At 63.3% G+C, this 22,283-nt stretch carries 22 protein-coding genes and 1 other RNA gene; 12 read left to right on the top strand and 11 right to left on the bottom strand.

The window, feature by feature from the left end; translation table 11 throughout:
- The first annotated feature begins 115 nt into the window (after positions 1-115).
- From B9A11_RS04780 to B9A11_RS04750, 7 genes are all read left to right on the top strand, one after another.
- Positions 116-466 carry a DUF4345 family protein gene (locus tag B9A11_RS04780; RefSeq protein ID WP_058247142.1) on the top strand — a complete coding sequence of 117 codons (351 nt, stop codon included), beginning with the start codon at positions 116-118 and terminating at the stop codon, positions 464-466.
- A gap of 17 nt (positions 467-483) precedes the next feature.
- Positions 484-832: a transfer-messenger RNA gene (gene ssrA, locus B9A11_RS04775) on the top strand.
- Between the two features lie 82 nt (positions 833-914).
- Positions 915-1,355 carry a nuclear transport factor 2 family protein gene (locus B9A11_RS04770; RefSeq protein WP_058247018.1) on the top strand — a complete coding sequence of 147 codons (441 nt, stop codon included), beginning with the start codon at positions 915-917 and terminating at the stop codon, positions 1,353-1,355.
- Positions 1,356-1,461: 106 nt separating this feature from the next.
- Positions 1,462-1,923 (top strand): SspB family protein, encoded by a 462-nt coding sequence (locus B9A11_RS04765; RefSeq protein ID WP_058247019.1) that lies wholly within the window; start codon positions 1,462-1,464, stop codon positions 1,921-1,923.
- Positions 1,924-2,044: 121 nt separating this feature from the next.
- A complete protein-coding gene (gene fumC / locus B9A11_RS04760) occupies positions 2,045-3,439 on the top strand; it encodes a class II fumarate hydratase (protein WP_058247020.1) in 1,395 nt (464 codons plus the stop codon).
- A 124-nt stretch (positions 3,440-3,563) separates the two neighbouring features.
- Positions 3,564-3,737, top strand: a complete 174-nt coding sequence (locus B9A11_RS04755) for a DUF4169 family protein (protein ID WP_058247021.1) — start codon at positions 3,564-3,566, stop codon at positions 3,735-3,737.
- Complete coding sequence (locus tag B9A11_RS04750; RefSeq protein WP_058247022.1) at positions 3,734-3,961, top strand: ribbon-helix-helix domain-containing protein; 228 nt, start codon at positions 3,734-3,736, stop codon at positions 3,959-3,961. The genes B9A11_RS04755 and B9A11_RS04750 overlap by 4 nt, the downstream gene beginning before the upstream one ends.
- Here the strand turns inward: B9A11_RS04750 and B9A11_RS04745 are convergent.
- The 5 genes from B9A11_RS04745 to B9A11_RS04725 all read right to left on the bottom strand — a co-directional run bounded on the left by B9A11_RS04745 (position 3,958) and on the right by B9A11_RS04725 (position 9,077).
- Positions 3,958-5,037, bottom strand: coding sequence for an ABC transporter ATP-binding protein (locus tag B9A11_RS04745; RefSeq protein ID WP_058247023.1), 1,080 nt, complete (start codon positions 5,035-5,037; stop codon positions 3,958-3,960). The two genes, B9A11_RS04750 and B9A11_RS04745, sit on opposite strands and share 4 nt — an antisense overlap.
- 65 nt (positions 5,038-5,102) lie before the next feature.
- A complete protein-coding gene (locus tag B9A11_RS04740) occupies positions 5,103-6,482 on the bottom strand; it encodes an SLC5/6 family protein (protein ID WP_058247024.1) in 1,380 nt (459 codons plus the stop codon).
- A gap of 94 nt (positions 6,483-6,576) precedes the next feature.
- Positions 6,577-7,116 (bottom strand): RSP_2648 family PIN domain-containing protein, encoded by a 540-nt coding sequence (locus B9A11_RS04735; RefSeq protein ID WP_058247143.1) that lies wholly within the window; start codon positions 7,114-7,116, stop codon positions 6,577-6,579.
- 5 nt (positions 7,117-7,121) lie between these two features.
- Positions 7,122-8,327, bottom strand: a complete 1,206-nt coding sequence (locus tag B9A11_RS04730; RefSeq protein WP_058247025.1) for an RSP_2647 family RNA methyltransferase — start codon at positions 8,325-8,327, stop codon at positions 7,122-7,124.
- Positions 8,328-8,366: 39 nt separating this feature from the next.
- Complete coding sequence (locus tag B9A11_RS04725; RefSeq protein WP_143595799.1) at positions 8,367-9,077, bottom strand: DUF6778 family protein; 711 nt, start codon at positions 9,075-9,077, stop codon at positions 8,367-8,369.
- Between the two features lie 215 nt (positions 9,078-9,292).
- On the opposite strand from B9A11_RS04725, the gene edd reads away from it, so the two are divergent.
- Together edd and eda are read left to right on the top strand one after the other, a co-directional pair.
- Positions 9,293-11,098 carry a phosphogluconate dehydratase gene (edd, locus tag B9A11_RS04720; RefSeq protein WP_058247027.1) on the top strand — a complete coding sequence of 602 codons (1,806 nt, stop codon included), beginning with the start codon at positions 9,293-9,295 and terminating at the stop codon, positions 11,096-11,098.
- 73 nt (positions 11,099-11,171) lie between these two features.
- Positions 11,172-11,816, top strand: a complete 645-nt coding sequence (gene eda / locus B9A11_RS04715) for a bifunctional 4-hydroxy-2-oxoglutarate aldolase/2-dehydro-3-deoxy-phosphogluconate aldolase (protein ID WP_186009185.1) — start codon at positions 11,172-11,174, stop codon at positions 11,814-11,816.
- A gap of 34 nt (positions 11,817-11,850) precedes the next feature.
- Here eda and B9A11_RS04710 read toward each other — a convergent pair whose 3' ends face one another.
- Both B9A11_RS04710 and B9A11_RS04705 read right to left on the bottom strand, forming a co-directional pair.
- A complete protein-coding gene (locus B9A11_RS04710) occupies positions 11,851-12,117 on the bottom strand; it encodes a hypothetical protein (protein WP_058247028.1) in 267 nt (88 codons plus the stop codon).
- A 3-nt stretch (positions 12,118-12,120) separates the two neighbouring features.
- The gene (locus B9A11_RS04705; RefSeq protein WP_058247029.1) at positions 12,121-14,889 is read right to left on the bottom strand and encodes a [protein-PII] uridylyltransferase family protein; all 2,769 of its coding nucleotides are present in this window, start codon (positions 14,887-14,889) and stop codon (positions 12,121-12,123) included.
- Between the two features lie 204 nt (positions 14,890-15,093).
- Here B9A11_RS04705 and B9A11_RS04700 point away from each other — a divergent pair, with 204 nt between their 5' ends.
- The 3 genes from B9A11_RS04700 (at position 15,094) to B9A11_RS04690 (ending at position 17,060) form a co-directional block, all read left to right on the top strand.
- On the top strand, positions 15,094-15,519 hold the full coding sequence (locus tag B9A11_RS04700; RefSeq protein WP_058247030.1) for a DUF2852 domain-containing protein: 426 nt from the start codon (positions 15,094-15,096) through the stop codon (positions 15,517-15,519).
- A gap of 79 nt (positions 15,520-15,598) precedes the next feature.
- Positions 15,599-16,042 carry an RDD family protein gene (locus tag B9A11_RS04695; RefSeq protein WP_058247031.1) on the top strand — a complete coding sequence of 148 codons (444 nt, stop codon included), beginning with the start codon at positions 15,599-15,601 and terminating at the stop codon, positions 16,040-16,042.
- A gap of 205 nt (positions 16,043-16,247) precedes the next feature.
- Complete coding sequence (locus tag B9A11_RS04690; RefSeq protein WP_058247032.1) at positions 16,248-17,060, top strand: arginyltransferase; 813 nt, start codon at positions 16,248-16,250, stop codon at positions 17,058-17,060.
- A gap of 39 nt (positions 17,061-17,099) precedes the next feature.
- On the opposite strand, the gene B9A11_RS04685 is transcribed toward B9A11_RS04690, so the two are convergent.
- From B9A11_RS04685 to B9A11_RS04670, 4 genes are all read right to left on the bottom strand, one after another.
- Entirely contained in the window at positions 17,100-17,384 is a 285-nt protein-coding gene (locus B9A11_RS04685; RefSeq protein WP_058247033.1) for a hypothetical protein, read from the bottom strand.
- 213 nt (positions 17,385-17,597) lie between these two features.
- On the bottom strand, positions 17,598-19,958 hold the full coding sequence (locus B9A11_RS04680; RefSeq protein ID WP_058247034.1) for a TRAP transporter large permease: 2,361 nt from the start codon (positions 19,956-19,958) through the stop codon (positions 17,598-17,600).
- A 12-nt stretch (positions 19,959-19,970) separates the two neighbouring features.
- The gene (locus B9A11_RS04675; protein ID WP_058247145.1) at positions 19,971-20,918 is read right to left on the bottom strand and encodes a TRAP transporter small permease subunit; all 948 of its coding nucleotides are present in this window, start codon (positions 20,916-20,918) and stop codon (positions 19,971-19,973) included.
- Positions 20,919-21,086: 168 nt separating this feature from the next.
- On the bottom strand, positions 21,087-22,172 hold the full coding sequence (locus tag B9A11_RS04670; protein ID WP_058247035.1) for a TRAP transporter substrate-binding protein: 1,086 nt from the start codon (positions 22,170-22,172) through the stop codon (positions 21,087-21,089).
- Positions 22,173-22,283 lie beyond the last annotated feature (111 nt).

The raw sequence follows: 22,283 nt of genomic DNA, 5'->3' as shown, positions 1-22,283 counted from the left end.
CCGGGGTCAAGAATACACACCCGGTTAACCTTTTGCGCTCGGCGTCGATCTTGGGCGGTACTGGCCCTGTACCGAAAATGCCCTAATTGGCATGGCACACAAGCAAGAGGCCGCCATGCTTTCCCTCATCAATCCCGCACTGGCCGTTTTGACCATTGGCTTTGGGCTGTTCGGCCTGATCGCCCCGCGTTTTACCGCCAAGGCATTGGATTTTGCCACCGAAGGCTCGACCATGGGCCTGTCAGAGCTGCGCGCCTCGGCGGGCGGATTGTTCGTCGCCTTGGGCACTGCCTGCCTATGGACGGGCGCACCTTGGGCCTATGGGATGCTGGGGGTGGCCTATGCAGGTGCCGGGATCGGGCGCGTGACCTCGATCCTCATCGACCGCCCGCCCCTGCCCAAGGCCGCCATCTGGGCCGCCTTTGAAATCCTGCCCGCCGCCTGGCTGATCGCGACAAATTTTTAGGCAAAGCCGCCCCGCCCCCCATTGCATCCGCCGCCCGCGCGCCTATATTCACCCTGTTCCTTCGGGGACTATGGACATAAACGCGCATGTAATAAACGGATCGGACCCGGGGGCGGTACCCGGCGTCTCCACCAATCATCCTTCGTTTGGGGATCATGGGGACGAAACAGGATCGACGAACGCGTAAAGATGTAGCTTTGTCTCGGTGAGATACCACCGTTATCGGTTCACAAAGTACAATTGCAAACGACAATCGTGCTCCGGTTGCTCTGGCTGCGTAAGCAGTTCGAGGAATCGAAATCTAAGCCCTTGCGCCTAGCCGCGTAAGGCGGGGTTCGCAGGTACCTGGCAACAGAAACCTGCACTTTCCCTCAAATTGACGAGAAACTCCCGCGCCTTATCTGGCTGGGTCCACGCTTTATTAAGCGCTGGGCGGCATTTTGCGCTTATGACGCCTTATGCCCGCTTTCGACAGATCATGATCGACGTGCTGCAACGGATCTGGATCGACAATGATCTGGATGCGATTGACGACATCTACCAGCCCGACGCCGAAATCCATGGGATGGTCCCCGGCACCGTGCTGGGCCCGCGCGAATTTCGTGAGGTGATCGAACAATACTCCACGCTTTCGCGGCTGGATGGCTTTACCATCCACGATGTGTTCGTAGACTCAGACGACCGCGCCGCCTTTCGCATCACCTTGCAGGTCACGTCCTTTGCCAATGGGCGCACCGCCCCGCAGGACTGTTCGATTTTTATGACGCTGCGCGACGGGCGGATCGCCGCGACCCACAACTACGTCGATCTCATGGGATACTTTGAAATGGTCGGCGCCCTGCCCGAACACACCGCCTACATGCTGCTGGCCGGCGGCACCTTCAAGTGACCAAGGATTAAGCAAGCGCTTAGGCCATTTGCAATTCTCGAAAATTCCGCCCTTCCGTTCCGCGACAAAACCAATATGCTGAGCGCAAAGGATAAAGGACCACGACATGTCCGAAGGGATTGACTACGGCAAACTGATGCACCGTGCCATGCGCGGGCTCATCCAAGAAGTGCTGACCGGTGTGCAAAAGAATGGCTTGCCCGGCGAGCATCACTTTTTCATCACCTTCGACACCTCGCACCCGGATGCGGAGCTGGCCGATTGGCTGTCCGACCGCTACCCCGAGGAAATGACCGTGGTCATGCAGCGTTGGTACGACGACTTGGATGTCACGGACGAAGGCTTTGGAATCACGCTGAATTTCGGCGATGCGCCCGAGCGGCTCTATATCCCTTACGATGCGATCAAGACCTTTGTGGATCCGTCCGTCGAGTTCGGCCTGCGCTTTGAAAGCCAGGATGACGACGACGAGGATGACGGCCCCGAGGCGCCCGATGATGGTCCCGGCGGCGGCGAGCCAGAGCATCGCGACGCCGAGGTTGTCAGCCTGGACCGGTTCCGCAAATAAGCACGCGGTCACACTGCGACGATTTTCCATCGTATGTTAACGGTATCCAACGGTATACCGCCTTGTCTTTGCGTGCTTTTCCGGTATTAGAAATGCCAGATTTGACGAGGAGGGACTTCCCGTGACTGCAACCCGCACCGAGACCGACAGCTTTGGCCCGCTTGAGGTTCCCGCAGACAAGTATTGGGGCGCGCAAACGCAGCGCTCGATCATGAACTTCCCCATCGGCTGGGAACGCCAGCCGGTGCCGATCATCCGCGCGCTGGGCGTGGTGAAAAAAGCCTGCGCCATGGCCAACAAAGAGCTGGGCAACATGGACGCCGAAGTGGCCGATGCGATCATCGCCGCCGCTGGCGAAGTGATCGAGGGCAAGTTCGACGACAACTTCCCGCTGGTGGTCTGGCAGACCGGGTCCGGCACGCAAAGCAACATGAACGCGAACGAGGTGATCTCGAACCGCGCGATTGAAATGTTGGGCGGCACCATGGGCTCGAAAACCCCCGTCCACCCCAACGATCATTGCAACATGGGCCAGTCGTCCAACGACACCTTCCCCACCGCGATGCACGTGGGGATTGCCATGCAGGCGCGTGACGTCCTGCTGCCGGGTCTGCGCAAGCTGCACGGCGCGCTGGCCGCCAAGTCCGAGGAATTCAAGGACATTATTAAGATCGGCCGCACCCACACGCAGGACGCAACGCCGCTGACCCTTGGTCAGGAATTCGGCGGTTACGCCCATCAGGTGGCCAAGGGCATCGAGCGCGTCGAGGCTTGCCTTGGCGACATCTACGAGCTGGCGCAGGGCGGCACCGCCGTTGGCACCGGTCTGAACACCAAAAAAGGCTGGGCCGAGATGGTCGCCGCCAACATGGCGGAAATCACCGACCTGCCCTTTGTGACCGCGCCGAACAAGTTCGAAGCGCTGGCCGCCCATGACGCGATGGTCATGTTCTCGGGCGCGCTGAAAACCGTTGCCGCGTCGCTGTTCAAGATCGCCAACGACATGCGTCTGCTGGGCTCTGGCCCGCGCTCCGGTCTGGGCGAGCTGATCCTGCCGGAAAACGAGCCGGGCTCGTCGATCATGCCGGGCAAGGTCAACCCGACCCAAGCCGAAGCGCTGACCATGGTCTGTGCGCATGTGATGGGCAACGACGCGGCCGTCGGCATGGCAGGTAGCCAAGGTCACTTCGAGCTGAACGTCTACAACCCGATGATGTCCTATAACGTGTTGCAATCCATGCAGCTTTTGGGCGACTCGGCCTCGGCCTTCACCGACAACATGGTGGTCGGCACGCAGGCGAACACCGCGCGCATCGACAAGCTGATGAAGGAATCGCTGATGCTGGTGACCGCGCTGGCGCCGACCATCGGCTACGACAACGCCACCAAGGTCGCCAAGACTGCGCACAAGAACGGCACCACCCTCAAGGAAGAGGCGATTGGTCTGGGCTTTGTGGACGAGGAAACCTTTGACCGCGTGGTCCGCCCCGAGGACATGATCGGCCCCAAGGACTGATCCTTTTCGATCGGCAATCAAAGGCGCGTCCGGGCAACCGGGCGCGTTTTTTTTCATGTGCGGTGTCGCATTTTCCGCGCGTCTTTCCCGTGGAAAGTTGCGGCGGATTTGCTACAATTACCGCATGAGCAACGTTGTAAACCTTAACAAATTTCGCAAGCAAAAGGCCAAGGGCGACCGTCGCCAGCAGGCGGATGAGAACGCCGTCAAGCATGGCCGCACCAAGGCAGAGCGCGATCTGGACAAGGCGCGGGACGCCAAGGCCAAGCGCGACCTCGACGGGCACGAACGCGAATGACGGGGCGTCCGGTCAAACGGTCCTTGACGCTTCAGGGGCACCGCACGTCGGTGTCGCTTGAGGATGCGTTTTGGAAAGAGTTTCGCAACATCGCTGCGAAAGAAGGTAAGCCAATCAATGCCTTAGCGGCAGAAATTGACGCATCGCGCGAAGAGGACGTGGGCCTTGCCTCGTCCATCCGGGTGTTCATTCTGAAACGATTGCAGGCGCAGCGTAGCGGTTAACTCGCCGGGAACACGAAACAGCGATCGCGGCGCACCGACAGCCACATGGGCGTGCCGGGCTTGGGCAGGAACACGTTTGGCACGGTGGCCTTCAGCGTCTGCTGGTCGTGATCCATGCGGAATTCCACAAGGCTTTCGGACCCCATAAAGCGCGCCCGTTCCACCACGCCACGCGCGGGCGTGCCGGCGGCGACGGTGGGGTTCGGGCCTTTGCCCCCGCGATCAAAGTCGATGCTGACATGCTGCGGGCGAAAGACGATTTCCACCTCGGCCCCGTCCGGCACCCCCGGCGCGAGGAACCGGCCAAAGGGCGTATCAGTCAGAGCGCCCTGAACTTTGCCGCGCAACAGATTGATATCGCTAAAGAAAGCCACAGCCTCGCGGTCGGCGGGGGCGTTATAGATGTTATAGGGCGCGCCGCGCTGGACGATCTTGCCGCCGCGCATCAGGGCGATTTCATCGGCCATACGCATGGCCTCTTCGGGTTCATGCGTCACCAGCAAAACGCTTGCGCCCTCTTCCTTGAGCAGGTCCAAAGTCTCGTCACGGATGCCGTCGCGCAGGCGGTTATCCAGCCCCGAGAACGGCTCATCCATCAGCATCACGCGCGGTTTCGGCGCAAGGGCACGGGCCAGCGCGACCCGCTGCTGTTCGCCCCCGGACAACTGGTGCGGGTATTCGTCGATGTAATGGGCAAGGCCAACACGTTCGAGAAGGGTCTTGGACCGCGCGCGTTTCTCGGCCCCGGACCCGGACAGGCCAAAGGCGACGTTTTCCCCCACGGACAGGTGCGGAAACAGCGCAAAGTCTTGAAACATCAGGCCAATCGAGCGGCGCTCTGGCGGGACGCGAAACACCGTGTCGCAAATCAGCGCGCCATCCACATGGATCGTGCCGCTGTCCTGCATCTCGACCCCGGCAATCATCCTTAGGGTTGTAGACTTGCCGCAGCCGGACGGCCCCAGCAGGCAGGTCACATGCCCCGGCGCGATGGACAAGGACACATCGTCCACCACCGCTTTGCCGTCAAAGCGCCGCACCAGATTGCGAATTTCAAGCCGAGGCGCGCCTGCCATGGATGTCTTCCCTTGCCGTGTCGACCCTAAGCTTAGCGAAAGGGTCGGGTTTGCCTAGGCAGGTATCAGCCCTCTTGCGCGGTTTCAACCCTGCCGCGGCTGCCAAGCCACACGGCGGCGAAACCCGCGATCAGAACCACCACGCAAATGACGAACAATTGCTCGTACTTATGGCCCTGCGGCAGGAACGCGGCGACCCAGGGCACGGCGCGCGCAAAGTAGGCCGCAGCGCCCAGCATCGCCGCCGCCCACGCGATGAGGTACGCCCAAAGCGCGATGCGGCGGCCCATCACAAGGCCCACCACCAGCACCGGTGTGAGAAACATCGAGGCCGTGCCGCTGACCGCCACCGCGTCGAACAGGCTTTGGCTGCCGAACAGCGTCAGCAAGGTGCCCGCGACGGCAAAGACGGCCATGGACAGGCGGCCCCCCATCAGGCTGCGCGGCGCGAGGCGCAGTTCCTCGACGCACAGGCGTGCGGCGGACGACAGGGCCGAATCCAGCGTCGAAAGCGCCGAGACCAGCAGCGACAGCATCAGCGCCGCAAAGACCCAAGACGGGAACATCGCCGCCCATGTGCCGATCAACTGGTTTTCCACTGCCGCCCCGGTGATCCCGGCTTGGATGCCGAACAAGCCAAAGCCGATGATGCACAGGGTCGATATCCAGAAGGCGTGGAAAAACGACGCGCGGGTGGTGGCGGGGTCGGCCAGAAACCCTCGGTCCATCATCACCGGGTCGTGCGCCGGGTAGGAAAACACCTGCAAGGCCGCGACCGCCAACAAGACCCAGCCGTTCCACGCCCCAGCGGTGCCGGGCGCGGTCAGCATCGCGCCAAGCGACACGCCGGGGCTGAGCAGCAGCGCGATCAGGGCCGCGATGAAGACAACAAGGAAGAGCGCCATCTGAAGGACGTCGGTGCGCAAAGCCGCGCTGAGGCCGCCCCACGCCGAATAGGCCAGCGCCAGCGCTGCGATCGCCAGCACGGCAACGGTTTCAGACCCCGGCAGCAGCGCCGCAAAGATCAGGCCGATCACGATCAGGTTGGCAAAGACTTCGGACAAGAGCCGCAGAGCGATCACGAGGTTATAGGCCGCTCGCCCCGCCCCGCCAAAGCGCGCGCCCAGCCAATCCTGCACCGAGGCGGCGCGGGTCTCGCGCAGGCGCATCACGATAAAACCGCCGGTCAGGAACGAGCCGTAGTAGGCCGCATAGGCCAGCGTTCCGGCGATGCCGTAGTAGTAGCCGAGGATGGCGGCGTTCATCAGCGAGCGGGCGAAAATCCACGTGGTGACCTGGCTCAGCACCAGCGTCCACAGCCCCGGCGCGCCGCCATCCGGCGTGGTTCCGGCAAAGAAGCCTTGGACCGAGGCGCGGCGCGGCGCGACCACAAAGGACAGCGCGAGGATCACGCCGAGCGAGATGAGGATCAAAGGGGTGGACATAGGCGCTCCGCTGCTTGGTTAACGACTGGTTTACCTGACAGGCGCGCGGAAGGAACCCATGTTTCAGCCCGCTTTCGACAAGGTGAACGTGGCGTTAGCCAACCGCCTTGGCCAGACGCGGCAGGCGCGCCTTTTTCAGCAGGGGGCGCATTTGCCAGTCATCGCCGGACAACCGCCGCGCGGTGCTAAGCACGCGGGTGCAGACCTCTTGCACCGCCTCGGGGTTGCTCTGCCAGAACCCCAGCAGAAAGGCGTCGGGGTCAGAGCGGCTGAGCCCCTCTTCGGCCAGCAGACCCCGGGGGAAATCGCTGGCGTTCATGGTCACCAGCACCTCGGCGGAGCCAGCAATCGCCGCCGCCAAGACATGGCGGTCGTTCACATCCGGCAGCCAGAGGCGGTCCTCGAGCGAGGGCTTCCAGACCACCTCGGCCTTGGGCCACGCGGCGCGCAGCTGGGCGATCTCGCCGCGGGCAATTGTCTCGCCCTCTGGCCCCAGTTTGCGGGCGGCGCGCGCCCATTCTTCGAGGATGCGGGCGGACCACAGGGGCGTATAGAGCCCCTGCCCGGCCACGCCCAGCAGCACTTCGCGCATCACCGTCGGGAACAGGACGCAGGTATCAAGCAGAACCTTCACAGCCATCACAGGCGGAAGAACAGCGCCTTGAGATACCCCGATTCCGCCAGTTGCGGCAGCAAGGGATGGTCCGGGCCAGCCGCCCCGGTGTGGATCAGCGTCGCCCAGCGGCCCGCCCGCCCGATGCCGCGCAGGCACGCGCCGGTAAAGGCGTTGAGGTCCGCGGCGTGCGAGCAAGAGCAAAGCACCAGATAGCCGTCCTCGGCCACCAGCGGCGCGGCCAGACGCGCCACGCGTTCGTAGGCGCGCAAGCCCTTGTCGAGCGCGGGTTTATTGGGGGCAAAGGCCGGGGGATCGCAGATCACCACCTCGAACTTTTTGCCCTCTTCGGCCAGCGCCTCGAGCGTGGCAAAGGCATCGCCCTGACGGGTTTCAAAGCGACCCGACGCGCCCATCTGGCTCGCGCCTTCCTCGGCCAAAGCCAAGGCCGGGGCAGAGCCGTCCACCGACAGCGCGCTTGCCGCGCCGCCCGCCAGCGAGGCCAAGGCAAAGCCGCCCACGTGGCTGAACACGTCGACGACATTCGCGCCCTGCGCCAGACGCGCCGCAAAAGCGTGGTTCTCGCGCTGGTCATAGAACAGGCCGGTTTTCTGCCCGCCGGTCAGGTCGGCCATATAGGTCGCGCCGTTCATCTGCACCGGCACAGGTGCCTCGGGGGCCGATCCGCGCAGGACCACGTCCTGATCGTCCAGCCCTTCGAGGGCGCGGCCACGCCCGCCCGAATTCTTCAGCACATTCGCCGCGCCAGTGACGTTGACCAGCGCATCGGCCATCACCTCGATCAGCGCGTCGGCCCAAGCCGCGTTCGGCTGCACCACCAGCGTGTCGCCAAAGCGGTCGACGATCACCCCCGGCAACCCGTCGGATTCGGCGTGGATCAGGCGGTAGAACGGCGCGTCATACAGACGCTCGCGCAACGCCAAAGCCTTGGCGATCTTGGTCTCCAGCCACGTCTGGTCGATATCCACCAGTTCGCGGTCCAGCATCCGTGCCACGATTTTCGAGTTCGGATTGACCGCCACGGTGCCCAGCGGCGTGTGTTCGTTGTCTTCGAGCGTGGCAATGGTCCCCGGCGCGATCTTGCGCGAGCGGCGGTCCATGACCAGCTCATTTTCAAACACCCACGGCGCGCCGCGGCGGATCGCACGGGCGTTGGCTTTGGGTTTCAGGCGAAGGACGGGGCGCTCGGACGCGAAAACGGGGGCTGTCATGCCCCCGCCTTTAGCTTGGTTTTTGCGTTCTGGAAAGCGTCAGATCTGTCCCAATGCGGTATCGAGTTTATTATCCTGATCGTTCCAGCCACCGGGCAGCGTCAACTCGGCGGTGATGGCGCGACTGACGTGATGCAGGATGCGCTTTCTCTGGGTGATGCCCTGCGCCTCGGCGTCCAGCGCCTTGCGCCCGCCAAAGCCCTTGAAGTTCACCTTCACCAGGCGGTCCATCACAACAGCGCCGGTTTTGACATCGCTCACCCGCAGGTCAAAAAAGATCGTCTGCATCCCGCCAATGGTATAGCGCGCCTTTTCCGACAGGGAATGAAAGCGGCGGAGCGTCAGGTCTACCTGCACCTCTTGGCCACCTTTCAGCGTGCCGCGGCTGCGTTCCATCGCCTCTTGCAGGATCGCGCCCACCTGGGCCTTGCGATTGCCGCGCGGGTCTTCGCGCCAGACGATGTCGGACATCGGGTGGTAAAGGTTCGCCTCAGAGACGGTCAGTTCTTGCGGGATCTTGATCGAATAGGTGCTGATCTGCACAGGCGCAAGCGCGGCGGGGCGATCCGGCACCGCCTGCCCTTCGATGGTGTCAGTGGTGACCGACGCCTGACGATAGCCTTCGGGGGCCTCTAGCTGCGCCACCGGCGGCAGCGCCTCATAAGGCACATTGCGCGTCACCGGCGTACCACCACAGGCCGACAGTGCAGCCATCAATCCCAAAGTTGCAGCAATTCTTGCCAGCGTCATCTCGTCTACCCCTTTGCCTCTCCTCGGTTGCGTTTTTACGTCTCTGAGGAGTAAGTTTTTGTTAACCAATAATTGCCCGCCAATTCGGGCGGCATTGGGGCAGGCTTAGGGAATTACCAAGGTTCACGCCCATCGGTTGTATGTGCGCAAGACCTTTACTGTTAGCGCTAACCAGTATAGATCACACGCAAGACATTCTCAGGATCGGAGGCCCCATGGCTCTGAACGACACCATCGCCCGCGTCACCGCACGTATCGAAGACCGCTCTGCCCAGATGCGCGCCACCTATCTCGACCGGATGCGCCGCGCCGCCGAAGAAGGCCCGCGCCGCGCCCATCTGACCTGCGGCAACCAGGCCCACGCCTATGCCGCCATGGGCGCCGACCAGGACGCGCTGGCCACTGGGCGCGCCCCCAACATCGGAATTGTGACCGCCTATAACGACATGCTGTCCGCGCACCAGCCGTTCGAACGCTTCCCCCAGCTGATCCGCGACACCGCCCGCGCCAATGGCGGCACCGCGCAGGTCGCGGGCGGCGTGCCCGCCATGTGTGACGGCGTGACCCAGGGCCAGGTCGGCATGGAACTGTCGCTGTTCTCGCGCGACGTGATCGCGCTGGCCGCGGGCGTGTCGCTGTCGCACAACGTTTTTGACAGCGCCGTTTACCTTGGCGTCTGCGACAAGATCGTCCCCGGTCTGGTGATCGCCGCCGCCACCTTTGGCTATATCCCCGGCATTTTCCTGCCCGCCGGTCCCATGACCTCTGGCCTGCCCAACGATCAAAAAGCCAAGGTCCGCCAGCAGTTTGCCACCGGCGAAGTGGGCCGCGACGAGCTGATGAAGGCCGAGATGGCCTCTTACCACTCGCCTGGCACCTGCACCTTTTACGGCACCGCGAACTCCAACCAGATGCTGATGGAGTTCATGGGCCTGCACCTGCCCGGCGCGTCCTTTGTAAACCCCAACACGCCGCTGCGCGATGCGCTGACCGTCGCCGGAACCCAGCGCGCATTGGAGATCACGGCCCTTGGCAACGACTACCGCCCGGTCTGTGACATCCTCGATGCCAAAGCCTTTGTGAACGGCATCGTTGGCCTCATGGCCACGGGCGGCTCGACCAACCTCGTGCTGCACCTGCCCGCCATGGCCCGCGCCGCTGGCATCGCGCTGGAACTCGAGGACTTTGACGACATCTCTGGCGTCACCCCGCTGATGGCCAAGGTCTACCCCAACGGTCTGGCGGACGTGAACCACTTCCACGCGGCGGGGGGCCTGCAATACATGATGGGCCAGCTGCTGGACGCAGGGCTCATGCACGACGACGTGAAAACCGTCGCCGGTGACGGCCTGACCCGCTACACGCAGGAGCCCAAGCTGGACGGCGACCGCGTCACCTACGTCGAGGCCGACAAAGAGACCCAGAACGACAAGATTCTGCGCCCCGCCGCCGATCCCTTCCAGAAAACCGGCGGTCTGAAACAGCTGCACGGCAACCTCGGCCACGGCATGATCAAGGTCTCGGCGGTCGCTCCCGAGCGCCACGTGATCGAGGCCAAGGCCCGCGTCTTCCACGATCAGGACAGCGTCAAGGCCGCCTTCAAGGCCGGTGAATTCACCGAGGACACCATCGTCCTCGTCCGCTTTCAGGGGCCATCCTCCAACGGGATGCCCGAACTGCACGGCCTGACCCCAACCCTCGCCGTCCTTCAGGACCGCGGGCTCAAGGTGGCGCTGGTCACCGATGGCCGCATGTCGGGCGCGTCCGGCAAAGTCCCCGCCGCCATCCACATCTCGCCCGAAGCGGCCAACGGCGGCCCGCTCGCGAAGGTGCGCGACGGCGACCTGATCCGCCTCGACGCGACACAAGGCACGCTGGAAAACCTCGCGCCCGACTTCGAGACCCGCGAGAACGCCACCGCTGACCTCTCCGGCAACGGCCACGGCGTGGGGCGCGAGCTGTTCAAGGCCTTCCGCGACAACGTCGGCCTGTCCTCCAACGGGGCGGCTGTGGTGGTCTAAGCCCCCTCAGCCCCTCCCTGTCTTCTTCTCTTTAAAAATATCCAAAATCCGACGCCCGCAAGGAGCACCGCCCATGATAACCCCGCAACAAGCCAGCGAAAAATCCCGCGACCTGTGCGCGCTCGCCCCGGTCATCCCCGTCCTCGTGGTCGATGACGCCGCTCACGCGCAGGGCCTCGCCGCAGCGCTCGTCAAAGGCGGCCTGCCCGTGCTCGAAGTCACCCTGCGCACCGACGCCGCGCTCGACGTGATCCGCGAGATGGCCAAGGTTGAGGGCGGCGTCGTTGGCGCAGGCACCCTGCTGACCCCCAAGGACGTGCAAAACGCCGTGGACGCGGGCGCGAAATTCGGCGTCAGCCCCGGCGCGACCGACACCATCCTGTCCGCTTGCGAAGAGGCCGGCCTGCCGATCCTGCCGGGGGCGGCCACCTCGTCAGAGGTCATGCGCCTTCTGGAACGCGGCTACACAGTGCAAAAGTTCTTTCCGGCAGAGGCAAACGGCGGCGCGCCTGCGCTCAAGGCCATCGGCGCGCCGATCCCGCAGGTCAGCTTTTGCCCCACCGGCGGTGTGTCGATGAAAAACGTTGGCGATTACCTGTCGCTGCCGAACGTGCTGTGCTGCGGCGGCTCTTGGGTTGCGCCCAAGGACCTCGTGCAAGCGCAGGACTGGGACGGCATCACGGCCCTCGCCGCCGAAGCCGCCAAGCTGCCGCGCTAAACAAAATGGGGGCCACGAGGCCCCCACATCCCTCTTAGTTGCGGGGCCGAGACCGATATCCACCCCGCCGACGCGGGGCCGTCATGGACGTGCGCCCCTCTTCCAGAACCTGCGTCATCGGATGACCTTCTTGCCCGTGCATCTGCAACAGCGCCTCGATATGCGTCTTGGTGTCCGCATCCACCGGCACCGACAGCGCCCAATCAAGGAAAATCGTCCGGCATTCCTCTAGCGTGATGCCGTCGATCTTATACGCCTCGGTGACCAGCCCCTTTGGGTCGAATTCATTGCCCTTGCGCACGCCTTATCCTTTCGTTTCTGGCAAGACCGCGTCGATGACCGCCGCCGCCCGCCCCGCCTTGTCGGCCAAGTCCTGACGCAGCGCGGCCATATCCGCAAGCCCTGTCAGACGCCCCAGGAACGCACAGCCGGTGTGCCCCAGCGCCTCCGGGTCCAGCGGGCTTTCCGTCACCAGCTTGGCCCCAATCTGCATGGACCAGAACAGCCGGTAGCTGTCGATCAAGGCCTCTTTGTCCTCGGGCGATAGCCAATCGGCCAGCCGCAGCGCGCGCGGGATTTGCCGCACCGCCTTTCCCGACAAGAGCGACGCCGCCTGCCCCAACAGTTCGATGTCCTGCATCCGTCCCGGACCCAGCTTGGCCTCATAGGCGCTGCCCGTCCCCTTGGCGTCCTGAATGCGCGCGCGCATCACGGCAACCTCGTGCAGAATATCGGCGGGGTCGCGCGGGGCCGACAGCACCTCCACCCGGAAGGCTTCGACGTCCGCCGCCAGATCCGCCGCCCCGGCCACCACGCGGGCGCGGGTCAGCGCCAGATGCTCCCAGACCCAGGCCTCGGTCCGCTGGTATTCCTGAAACGACGCCCAAGAGGTGGCCACCGGCCCTTGGTTCCCCGACGGGCGCAGGCGCATGTCGACCTCGTACAGGCGCCCCTCGGCCATGGGGGCGGTCATGGCGGTGATCAGCGCCTGCGTCAGCCGCGCGTAGTAGGTGCGGGAGGGCAAAGGCCGCCGCCCGTCAGACATCTCGACACCATCGGGGTCATAGATCACGATCACATCCAGATCAGAGCGCGCGTGCAGCCTCCCCGCCCCAAGCGAGCCCATGCCCACCACCACAGCGCCGCGCCCCGGCGCAGGCCCATGTTTGCGCGCGAACTCTTCTTGGACGGCGGGCCAAAGCGCGGCCAAGGTCGCCTCGGCCAGATCGGCATAGGCGCCTGCGGCTTCCTCGGCCTCCATCAGGCCGCGCAGCAGGTGCACGCCCACGCGAAAGTGCCACTCCTTGCCCCAGCGCCGGGTCAGATCGAGCCTGCGTTCGTAATCGGGCTCTTCGGCGAGCCGGTCCGCCAGCTCGCGCCGCAGCGCATCGCGCCCCGGCCAGGCGCTAAAGAAATCGCCGCCGATCACCGCGTCGAACACGCCAGCGTTGCGCGCCAGGTGCCGCCCCAGCTCTGGCGAGGTAGAGACGATGTCCACCAGCAGATCGACCAGCTGCGGGTTGGCTTCGAACAGCGAAAACAGCTGCACCCCGGCGGGCAGACCGGACAGGAACCCATCAAAGGCCACCAGCGCCTCTTCGGGGCGCGCGGCCTGCGCCAGTTTACGCAGGATTTCCGGCCGCAACCGCCGAAAAATCGTCATGGCGCGGTCGCTGCGCAGGCACGGATAGGTCGGCCAACGCGCGGGAATGTCACTGTCTGCAAAGGCAGTCACGGGGGCCGCGCTGTCGCCATCGGGGGCGAAAAAGCCCTCGGTCAGGGCGTGCACCTCGGACAGGCGCTCGGTCACTTGCGACGTCATCTCGGCCACGCTGAGGCCCATCAGGCAGGCGACCCGTTCGATCCCGTCGGGGTTCGTGGGGATGTCATGGGTCTGGGCGTCGTTGACCATCTGGATACGGTGCTCGACCTCGCGGTGGGCGCGGTAGTGATCGGCCAGCTTGTCCGCCACCTCTTGGGGCACCCAGCCCTTTTGCGCCAGCACCCGCAGCCCCGGCACCGTGCCGCGCACCCGCAAATCCGGGTCGCGCCCGCCCGCGATCAGCTGCCGCGTCTGGGTAAAGAACTCGATCTCACGGATGCCGCCGCGCCCCAGCTTCATATTGTGGCCGGGCAAGGTGATCTGACCGTGAAAGCCTTTGTGCTCGCGGATGCGCAGGCGCATGTCATGGGCGTCCTGAATGGCGGCAAAGTCCAGATGCTTGCGCCAGACAAAGGGTTTGAGCGCGCGCAGGAACCGCTGACCGGCGGCAATGTCACCCGCGCAGGGGTTTGCCTTGATATAGGCGGCGCGCTCCCACGTGCGGCCAAGGCTCTCATAGTAACGCTCGGCGGCCTCCATGGCGAGGCAAACGGGCGTGACCGCCGGATCGGGCCGCAGCCGCAGATCGGTGCGAAAGACATAGCCCTCGCCGGTCAGATCATTGAGCGTGCCGGACATCTTGCGCGTGGCCCGCACCAACGAGGCGCGCGCCTCGTGGTAGTCGTCCGGGTCATAGCGCGTCTCGTCGAACAGGCAGATCAGGTCCACATCAGAGCTATAATTCAGCTCTCCGGCGCCCATCTTGCCCATGGCCAGCGCGACCATGCCACCAGCGGTTTCAATGTCATCCTCGGTCTGGCCGGGCAGCTTGCCGCGGCGGATTTCATGCCCGACGGCGGCGCGCAGGGCCAAATGCGTGGCGCGCGAGGCGAAATCAGTCAGCGTGCCGGTCACCGTCTCCAGCGGCCAGACCCCGCCCAGATCACACAGCGCAATCAGCAAGGCGATGCGCCGCTTGCCCTGCCGCAGGGCGCTGGCGATCTGGTCAGGCGCGGTCGCCTCCAGCTCTGCCATCATCGCAGCCACCGCCCCCTCGGGGTCGTCCACGGCGCTTTCCAGCCAGCCCGCCTCTTTTTGCAAAAGGCCCAGCAGGTACGGACTGGACCCACCCGTGCCGTGCAAAAGCTGCGCCAGCTGGCCGGTCGCCCAAGGGGTAGCGATCAGCGCCTCCGCGGCGCGATCGGGTTCAAAAGCGCGCGGAAGGCGCGTGATGCGGGTCTCGATACTCATGGGCGTACTTGGCCACGGGCACGGAAAAAGCGCAAGTGGCTGCGGACCCATCGGCGAAAAATGTCATTCTAAGCTTCTGTTAAAAAACAGTCTTTCAGAAAAATGTAAAAAACATTCACATAGGCCCTTGCAAGCGAGCCCCCCAATCCCGATCTGTTTCAATGTGAAAAGCATTCACATCCAACCTCAAACACGGAGAACACCATGACCACCGCCGCTTATACCACCGCGATGCCCGCCAATGCTGGCTGGCTGACCCGGACCGAGGCCTGGCTGGATCACAAGGGCAAAGGCGCCTGGATCGCGGCCATGGTTCTTGGGTTCATCTTCTTCTGGCCCGTGGGCCTTGCCCTTTTGGCCTATATGATCTGGAGCAAACGCATGTTCGGTAAATCTTGTCGCAGCCACAATCCTTCGGCCCGCAAACAGGCCTGGGCCGCCATGAAACCCTCTGGCAACCGCGCGTTCGACGCCTACAAGGCCGAAACGCTGCACCGCCTTGAGACCGAACAAGAAGCCTTTGAGGCGTTTCTGGAGCGCCTGCGAGAAGCCAAGGACAAGTCGGAATTCGACCAGTTCATGGAAGACCGCGCCAAGCGCGTCCAGACCCAAGAGACGGCAGACGCCTGATCTGATATGATGCGAGGCGGCCTTGCAAGGGGCCGCCAAGCGCCCCCACATGGACAAAGCCAACAGGAGACACAGACCGATGTACAGTGAACCGCTCAGCCACCTGCCCGACCCGGTGCACCAGGCCGAGTTTTACGAGTCCGTCACGATCAAACGTGGCCTTGCCTGGGTCATCGACGCCCTCTTTATCGGGATCCTTGCGACCGCCGTGTCGCTGGTGACCATCGTCGGCGTGTTTTTCTGGCCGGTGTTTTTCCTCGTGGTCGGCTTTTTGTATCGCTGGATGACGCTGGCCAGCGGCTCTGCCACCTGGGGGATGCGGATCATGGCGATCGAGTTCCGCGACGCCTATGGCCAGCGGCTGGACGGCGGACAAGCCTTGCTGCACACGCTGGGCTACACGATTTCCATGTCGATGGTGCTGGTGCAGGTGGTGTCGGTCATCTTGATGTTTACCACCGAGCGCGGTCAGGGTTTGACCGACCTTGTGCTGGGGACCGTGGCTTTGAACCGCCGCGCCTAGGACACGGCCACCGCCGCCTTGCTAAAGTGCAATCGAAAACAGCCCCCGGTGTACACCGGGGGTTAACCATTTCCCGCCACCCTGCCATTAACCCATTCATCAAAAAGGCGGCATTTTCCATAACCTCGCCATTATCGGGGGGTTGGCGAATGCCGCTTTCGTTGTTACCGTTTTGTTAAATTCCCCAAGCAGGACCTAAGGACAGATGCGCCACTCGCTGCCCCTTGCGCCTCAATTCTACGTGACGGCTCCGCAGCCATGCCCCTATCTGGATGGGCGCATGGAACGAAAGCTGTTCACCTCGCTTCAGGGGGACACGGCGCAGGTCTTGAACGACAGCCTGTCGAAACAGGGCTTTCGCCGCTCGCAAAACGTGCTGTACCGGCCGTCTTGCTCGGACTGTGCGGCCTGCCTGTCGGCGCGGATCAAGGTGGCGGATTTCAAACCGACGCGCAGCCAGCGCAAGGTCATGAAGAAAAACCCCAACCTGCTGCGCCGCGCCACCAGCCCCTGGGCCACCGAGGAACAGTACGAGCTGTTCCGCCGCTACTTGGACGAGCGGCACGCCGATGGCGGCATGGCCGATATGGACGTGTTCGAATTCGCCGCGATGATCGAGGAAACCCCGATCCGCACCCGCGTGATCGAATACACCGACAAGGACAGCGGCGATCTGATCGCCACCTGCCTGACGGATATGCTCGATGATGGCTTGTCGATGGTCTACTCGTTCTACGAGCCGACCCAGACCCGGCAGTCGCTGGGCACCTGGATGATCCTCGACCATATCCAGATCGCGCGCGAGGCGGGTCTTCCTTATGTCTATCTGGGCTATTGGGTGCCGGGATCTGACAAGATGGGCTACAAGGTGCAGTTCAGCGGGCTGGAGCTCTATCGCCACGGCGCCTGGGCGCCCATGGGCAACCCCGAGGACTATGAGGCAGACACCCATCCGCTGTCGAACGATCCGATTGCCGAACAGGTGGCCAATATCTCTTTTCCCGATACCCGCGGATAAGACGCGCGGCTGACCCCGAACGGCCAGCCGCAAAAGCCTTTAGGCCAGCATCGCCGCCGCCAGCGGGTTCAGCGCAAAGCCAAGCGCCAGCAGGACGCAGGTGCGCAGGACACGCGTGGCGCGCGAGCGAAACTCGGTGCCGTCATGCAGCAGCGCGCGGGCCGGGTCTTCTGCCCCCCAGACGCTGTCGTCGTACCAGGTCGGACCGGCCCGGTGGACCGAACTGTGGCCCCGTCCGTACTCGCTGGGACGGGACGCGGGTTGTGGGTCGCGCATACGGCGCGAAGAGTAATCGTACAACGCATCTAGACGGGACCCTGCCATGGGTTTCACCTTTCTGTTCGTTGTTTCCAAATCCGTTCTGGATCTGCACCCGTTTTGCTTAATGTTTGCGGTGACGAAACGGAAATTTCTGGTCATTTTTCGGGCATTCCCGTGATACGTGTATTTGAGGTGCCTTAATACCCTACCCAAAAGATGTAAAAAGCCCGCCCGGATCGCTCCGGACGGGCCAATTTGTCGCTGTTTAGCAGCAGGTTAGTTGGGCATCAGCGCCGGAACAATCGTCACGATGGACGGGAAGCTCGCCAGCAGGAGAAGACCAAACACCTGGATCAACACAAAGGGAATCACCCCACGGTAGATATGGCCGGTGGTGACCTCTTTGGGCGCCACGCCGCGCAGGTAGAACAGCGCAAAGCCAAAGGGCGGCGTCAGGAACGAGGTCTGCAAGTTCACCGCGATCATGATCGTCACCCACTTGGGGTCGAAATGCGCGCCGTAGATGACCGGGCCCACAATCGGCACAACGATGTAGATGATTTCCAGGAAGTCGAGCACGAACCCAAGCACAAACAGCACCAGCATGACGATCAGGAACACGGTCCGCACGTCGTCAAAGCTCTTGAGGAAGTCCTGGATGTAGTGTTCGCCGCCAAACGAGATGACCACGAGGTTCAGCAGCTGCGAGGCGATGAGGATGGTAAAGACCATCGACGTCACCTTGGCGGTCTCGCGCACGGCGGGGGTCAGGACGCCCGACTTGAACAAGACCCAGCAGCTGAACAGCAGGCCGAACAGCGCATACAGATACGCCGCATAGGCCGCGATAAAGGCGATCCACGTCTCGACCGACACTTCTTCGGTGTTGATGCGCAGGTCAAAGTTGACCCCCAGCAGGATCATCACCAGCACCGCCAGCGTCGACCAGATGATCACCTTGGGCGAGCGGTGCTGATCTTGCAGCTTGCGGTAGGCCGCCAGCATGATCGCGCCTGCCGCCCCCAGCGCCGCGGCGGGCGTCGGGTTGGTGATACCGCCAAGGATCGAGCCCAGCACGGCGACGATCAGCACCAGCGGCGGAAAGACCACGCGCAGCAGATCATTGCCCGCCAGACGCTTCATCGCGGCGGCGACCCCGTAAAGGGTGATCGCCCACGGCACGGCCATCAGGATCACCGTCACGCCCGAGGACGTGGTCGGCGACAGCCAGATCAGATCGACCAGCAGGCCCAGCACGATCCCGCCCGCGCCGATCAGCAAGGGACGCGCATCCGCCGACGGCGAGACGCCGCGCGCAATGGCAAGGATCAGGCCGAAGATCACCGACAGAAGGGCGATGCCCGTGCCGATGGGGGCCGCGTTGGCGATCTTGGCCGCGCGCGCCTCTTCGATCTGCTCCGGGGTCAGACGCTCGGACGCCTGCTGGCCCCCGGCCGCGTCGATGGCCGCCTGTTCTGCCACGGCGGTGTCCCACGCCTCTTGGCCATGCAAGTCGATCATCGAGGCCATGCACTGTTCCGACACGTTGGTGCGCAGCGATGCGGACTCGCCGATGTCAGAGAAGCTGTCCACCTGCGTCGACTGGCTGCCGATCAGGCCCAGGTTGCTGAACAGCATCATGCCCGCGATCAGCGCCACCGGCACACCGAGGTACCAGGTAAAGGCTTCGCCGCGCGTGACCGGCTCGCCGTTGGCCTCGCCCATTTCCACGGCCGGGGCCTTGGACGGGTTGAGCATGGCAAAGCCAAAGGCATAGGCCGCGTACAGCCCCGCCAGCAGGATACCGGGCAGCAGCGCCGCCTGGAACAGCGTCCCGACAGAGACCACCGCAGGCTCACCCAGATAGGTCAGCGCATCGGTACAGCCGGCCTCGACCGCGCGAGTTTCCTGCGCCGCAGAGTACAGATCCCCCGCCAGCGTGCCCAGCAGAACGATCACGATGGACGGCGGAATGATCTGCCCCAGGGTGCCCGAGGCGGCAATCACACCGGTCGCCAGCTCTGGCGAATAGCCGTTGCGCAGCATGGTCGGCAGGGCGAGCAGGCCCATGGTCACCACGGTTGCGCCCACAATCCCGGTCGAGGCGGCAAGGAACGCGCCCACAACCACGATCGACACGGCCAGACCACCCGGCAGCGGGCCAAACACCCGCGCCATCGAGGTCAGCAGATCGTTGGCAATCTTGGAGCGTTCCAGCACGATCCCCATCAGCACGAACATCAGCACCGCCAGCAGCGTTTCAATCGACTGGCCCGCGATCACGCGTTCGTTGATGCGGTTGGTGATGCCCGCGATGGTGCGCTTCATCGCCTGTTCCCAATCCCCCGCCGGGAAGATCGAGTCCGTGGCGATGCGCGGCAAATCAGGGTTGCGGAACAGACTGATGGTCTTTTCGTTCACCCCGCTGGCCACCAGCGCGTTATAGGCGTCCGACGAGGTGTCGATCGCCTGGTGGATCAACAGCCCCGCACTGTCGAGCGCCGCGATGATCCCAAAGGAAATGACCCCCGCGCCGCCGATGGCAAAGGCCACCGGAAAGCCCGACAGGATCGCCGAAAACAACGTCAGAAAGACGATGATCAGGCCGATTTCGACCCCATCCAATCCAAATAGCATGTCCCCGCCCCCTTAGAATTCTGCGTGATCGTAGGGTTCTTCACCCTCTTCGAGCACGTCTTTGTCTAGATATTTGCCTTCGGACTCCGGGCCTTCGACCCATTCAAGGTACGAGCGGTAAAAGAACGCCCAGGCTTGGATAAAGATCATCCCCACCAGCGCGACCATGAGCATCTTGAACAGGAAATAGGCAGTAAAGCCGTTGGGGCTGAAGCCGATGGTTTCCACGTTCCAGCGCAGGGCGCGGGCCTTCATCTCCAGCCGTTGCAGCGGATCAGAGGGCGACACCGGCGGCACGATCAGCGAGCGCCACAGGAAGAACCAGTTGTACATCCAGATCATCACCGCCATGGGCAGCATGAACGCCAGCGAACCGAACATGTCGATCACCCGCTTGGTGCGGTGCGAGACGGCGGAATACACCAGGTCCACGCGCACGTGACCGCCTTGGACAAAGGTGTAGGTCAGGCACAGCGCCACCACCATGGCGTTATACAGCTTGAGCTCTTCGGCGTACCACGAAATGTCGAAATCCAGCGGAATGCCAAAGCCGAACACGATGTCGGGCCGGGTGAAAATCCGCTGCATAAAGACGATGATCACCTGTTGCAGCACCATGAGCAGACCCGCCCAGGCAAAGAACCGCCCCACGGTGTTCGCGAAACCTTCGAGCACGCGGACCACGCGCCACAGGAACGGGCGAAAGAAAACGCCCGCGATGAACACGATCAGGAACAGGTCCAGCATGATGAAAAAGAATTCCACCGAGCCGCCGTAATACACGAATTGCATCAGCGATTGCTTGGCCTCGGTGGTGCCGTTCCAGCCGATCCAATCAAACGGCGTGACCGGGGCGCTTTCGCCCTCGGCGTAGGTGGGGCGATAGCCCGTCACCAGTTTGAACAGCCCGAACAAGGCCATCCAGATCCCCTGAAAGATGTGTACGATCCCCATGACCATCTCGGTCAGGATCCACACGATCAGGTTGTCCGAACCTGTATCGTCCATGTCTTCCCCCGCTTCGCCGGTTGCCCCGGTCGTCTCGTCCCACGTGCCCCTTCCGGCCCGCAAAGTTGGAAAAAGGCCCCTACCGAAGCAGGAGCCTTTGTTGTCTTATCAGCGGATCGCTTATTCGCCGCCCAGCACGCGCACGCGCTGTTGCACGTAGTAGCCGTCCGACTTGTTGATCCAGCTTGCCGAGTTCGCGAGGCTTTCCTCGAACGAGGTGCGGATCTTGGCGAACAGCTCGTCGCCCATGTTTTCGTCCATGACCTCTTTGGAGGCCGCGCCGAACGCATCCCAGACGTCGTCCGAGAATTGCAGCGTCTTGACGCCCTGGCTTTGCAGGCGGGCCAGAGCGGCACCGTTGTTGGCCAGCGTTTCGGCCAACTGGTACTGGGTCACGGCCATCGAGGCGTAACGCAGGATGTGCTGGTGCTGCGGGGTCAGGTCGTTCCAGACGTCCAGGTTCACCGACGACGCCAGCGCCGAGCCCGGCTCGTGGAAGCCCGCGGTGTAGTAGATCTTGGCCACTTCCTGGAAGCCGGCGCGTTCGTCGGCCATCGGGCCAACCCACTCGAGACCATCGAGGGCACCCGAGGACAGCGCCTGGTACAGTTCGCCGCCGGGGATGTTCTGCACGGATGCGCCCAGCTTGCCCAGCACCTTGCCGCCCAGACCCGGCATACGGAACTTGAGGCCGTTGAAGTCGTCAGCCGACTTGATTTCCTTGGAGAACCAGCCGCCGGACTGCGAACCAGAGTTGCCCGCAAGCAGACCCTTGAGGTTAAAGATCTGGCCCAGCTCGTCGTGCAGCTCTTCGCCGCCGCCGTGGTAGTACCAGTTGCTCACTTCCTGCGCGGTGCCGCCGAACGGAACGGCGGTGAAATAGGCGTAACCCGGGTGCTGACCGATGAAGTAGTAGTCCGCCGAGTGGTACATGTCTGCCTGACCCGAGGACACGGCGTCGAACACTTCGAGCGCGCCAACCAGCTCACCCGGAGCTTTCTTGTCGATGGTCAGGTTGCCGTCGGACATTTCCGACACGAACTTTTCCAGATAGCTTGCTGCGTCATCCAGAACGGCAAAGCCGCGCGGCCACGAAGTGACCATGGTCAGGGTCCGCTTGCCCTGAGCATAAACCGGAGCTGCCAGAGTGGAAGCAGCAGCACCCGCGCCCACGGTCGAGGCGCGAAGGAAAGAACGACGATCCATATGAATCCTCCCAGAAGGTTTATTGCGCACACGGCTCCCCACCGCGCACGTTCATTTCAAGTTCGGCTACCCTAGGGGGCGAATCTGCGCATGGGAATACCCACCACTACG

Origin of the sequence: Tropicibacter naphthalenivorans (assembly GCF_900176475.1) — a bacterium.
Lineage (GTDB): Bacteria > Pseudomonadota > Alphaproteobacteria > Rhodobacterales > Rhodobacteraceae > Tropicibacter > Tropicibacter naphthalenivorans.
Note: the sequence above shows the minus strand (reverse complement) of the source record. Positions and strands in the feature narration are given on the sequence as shown.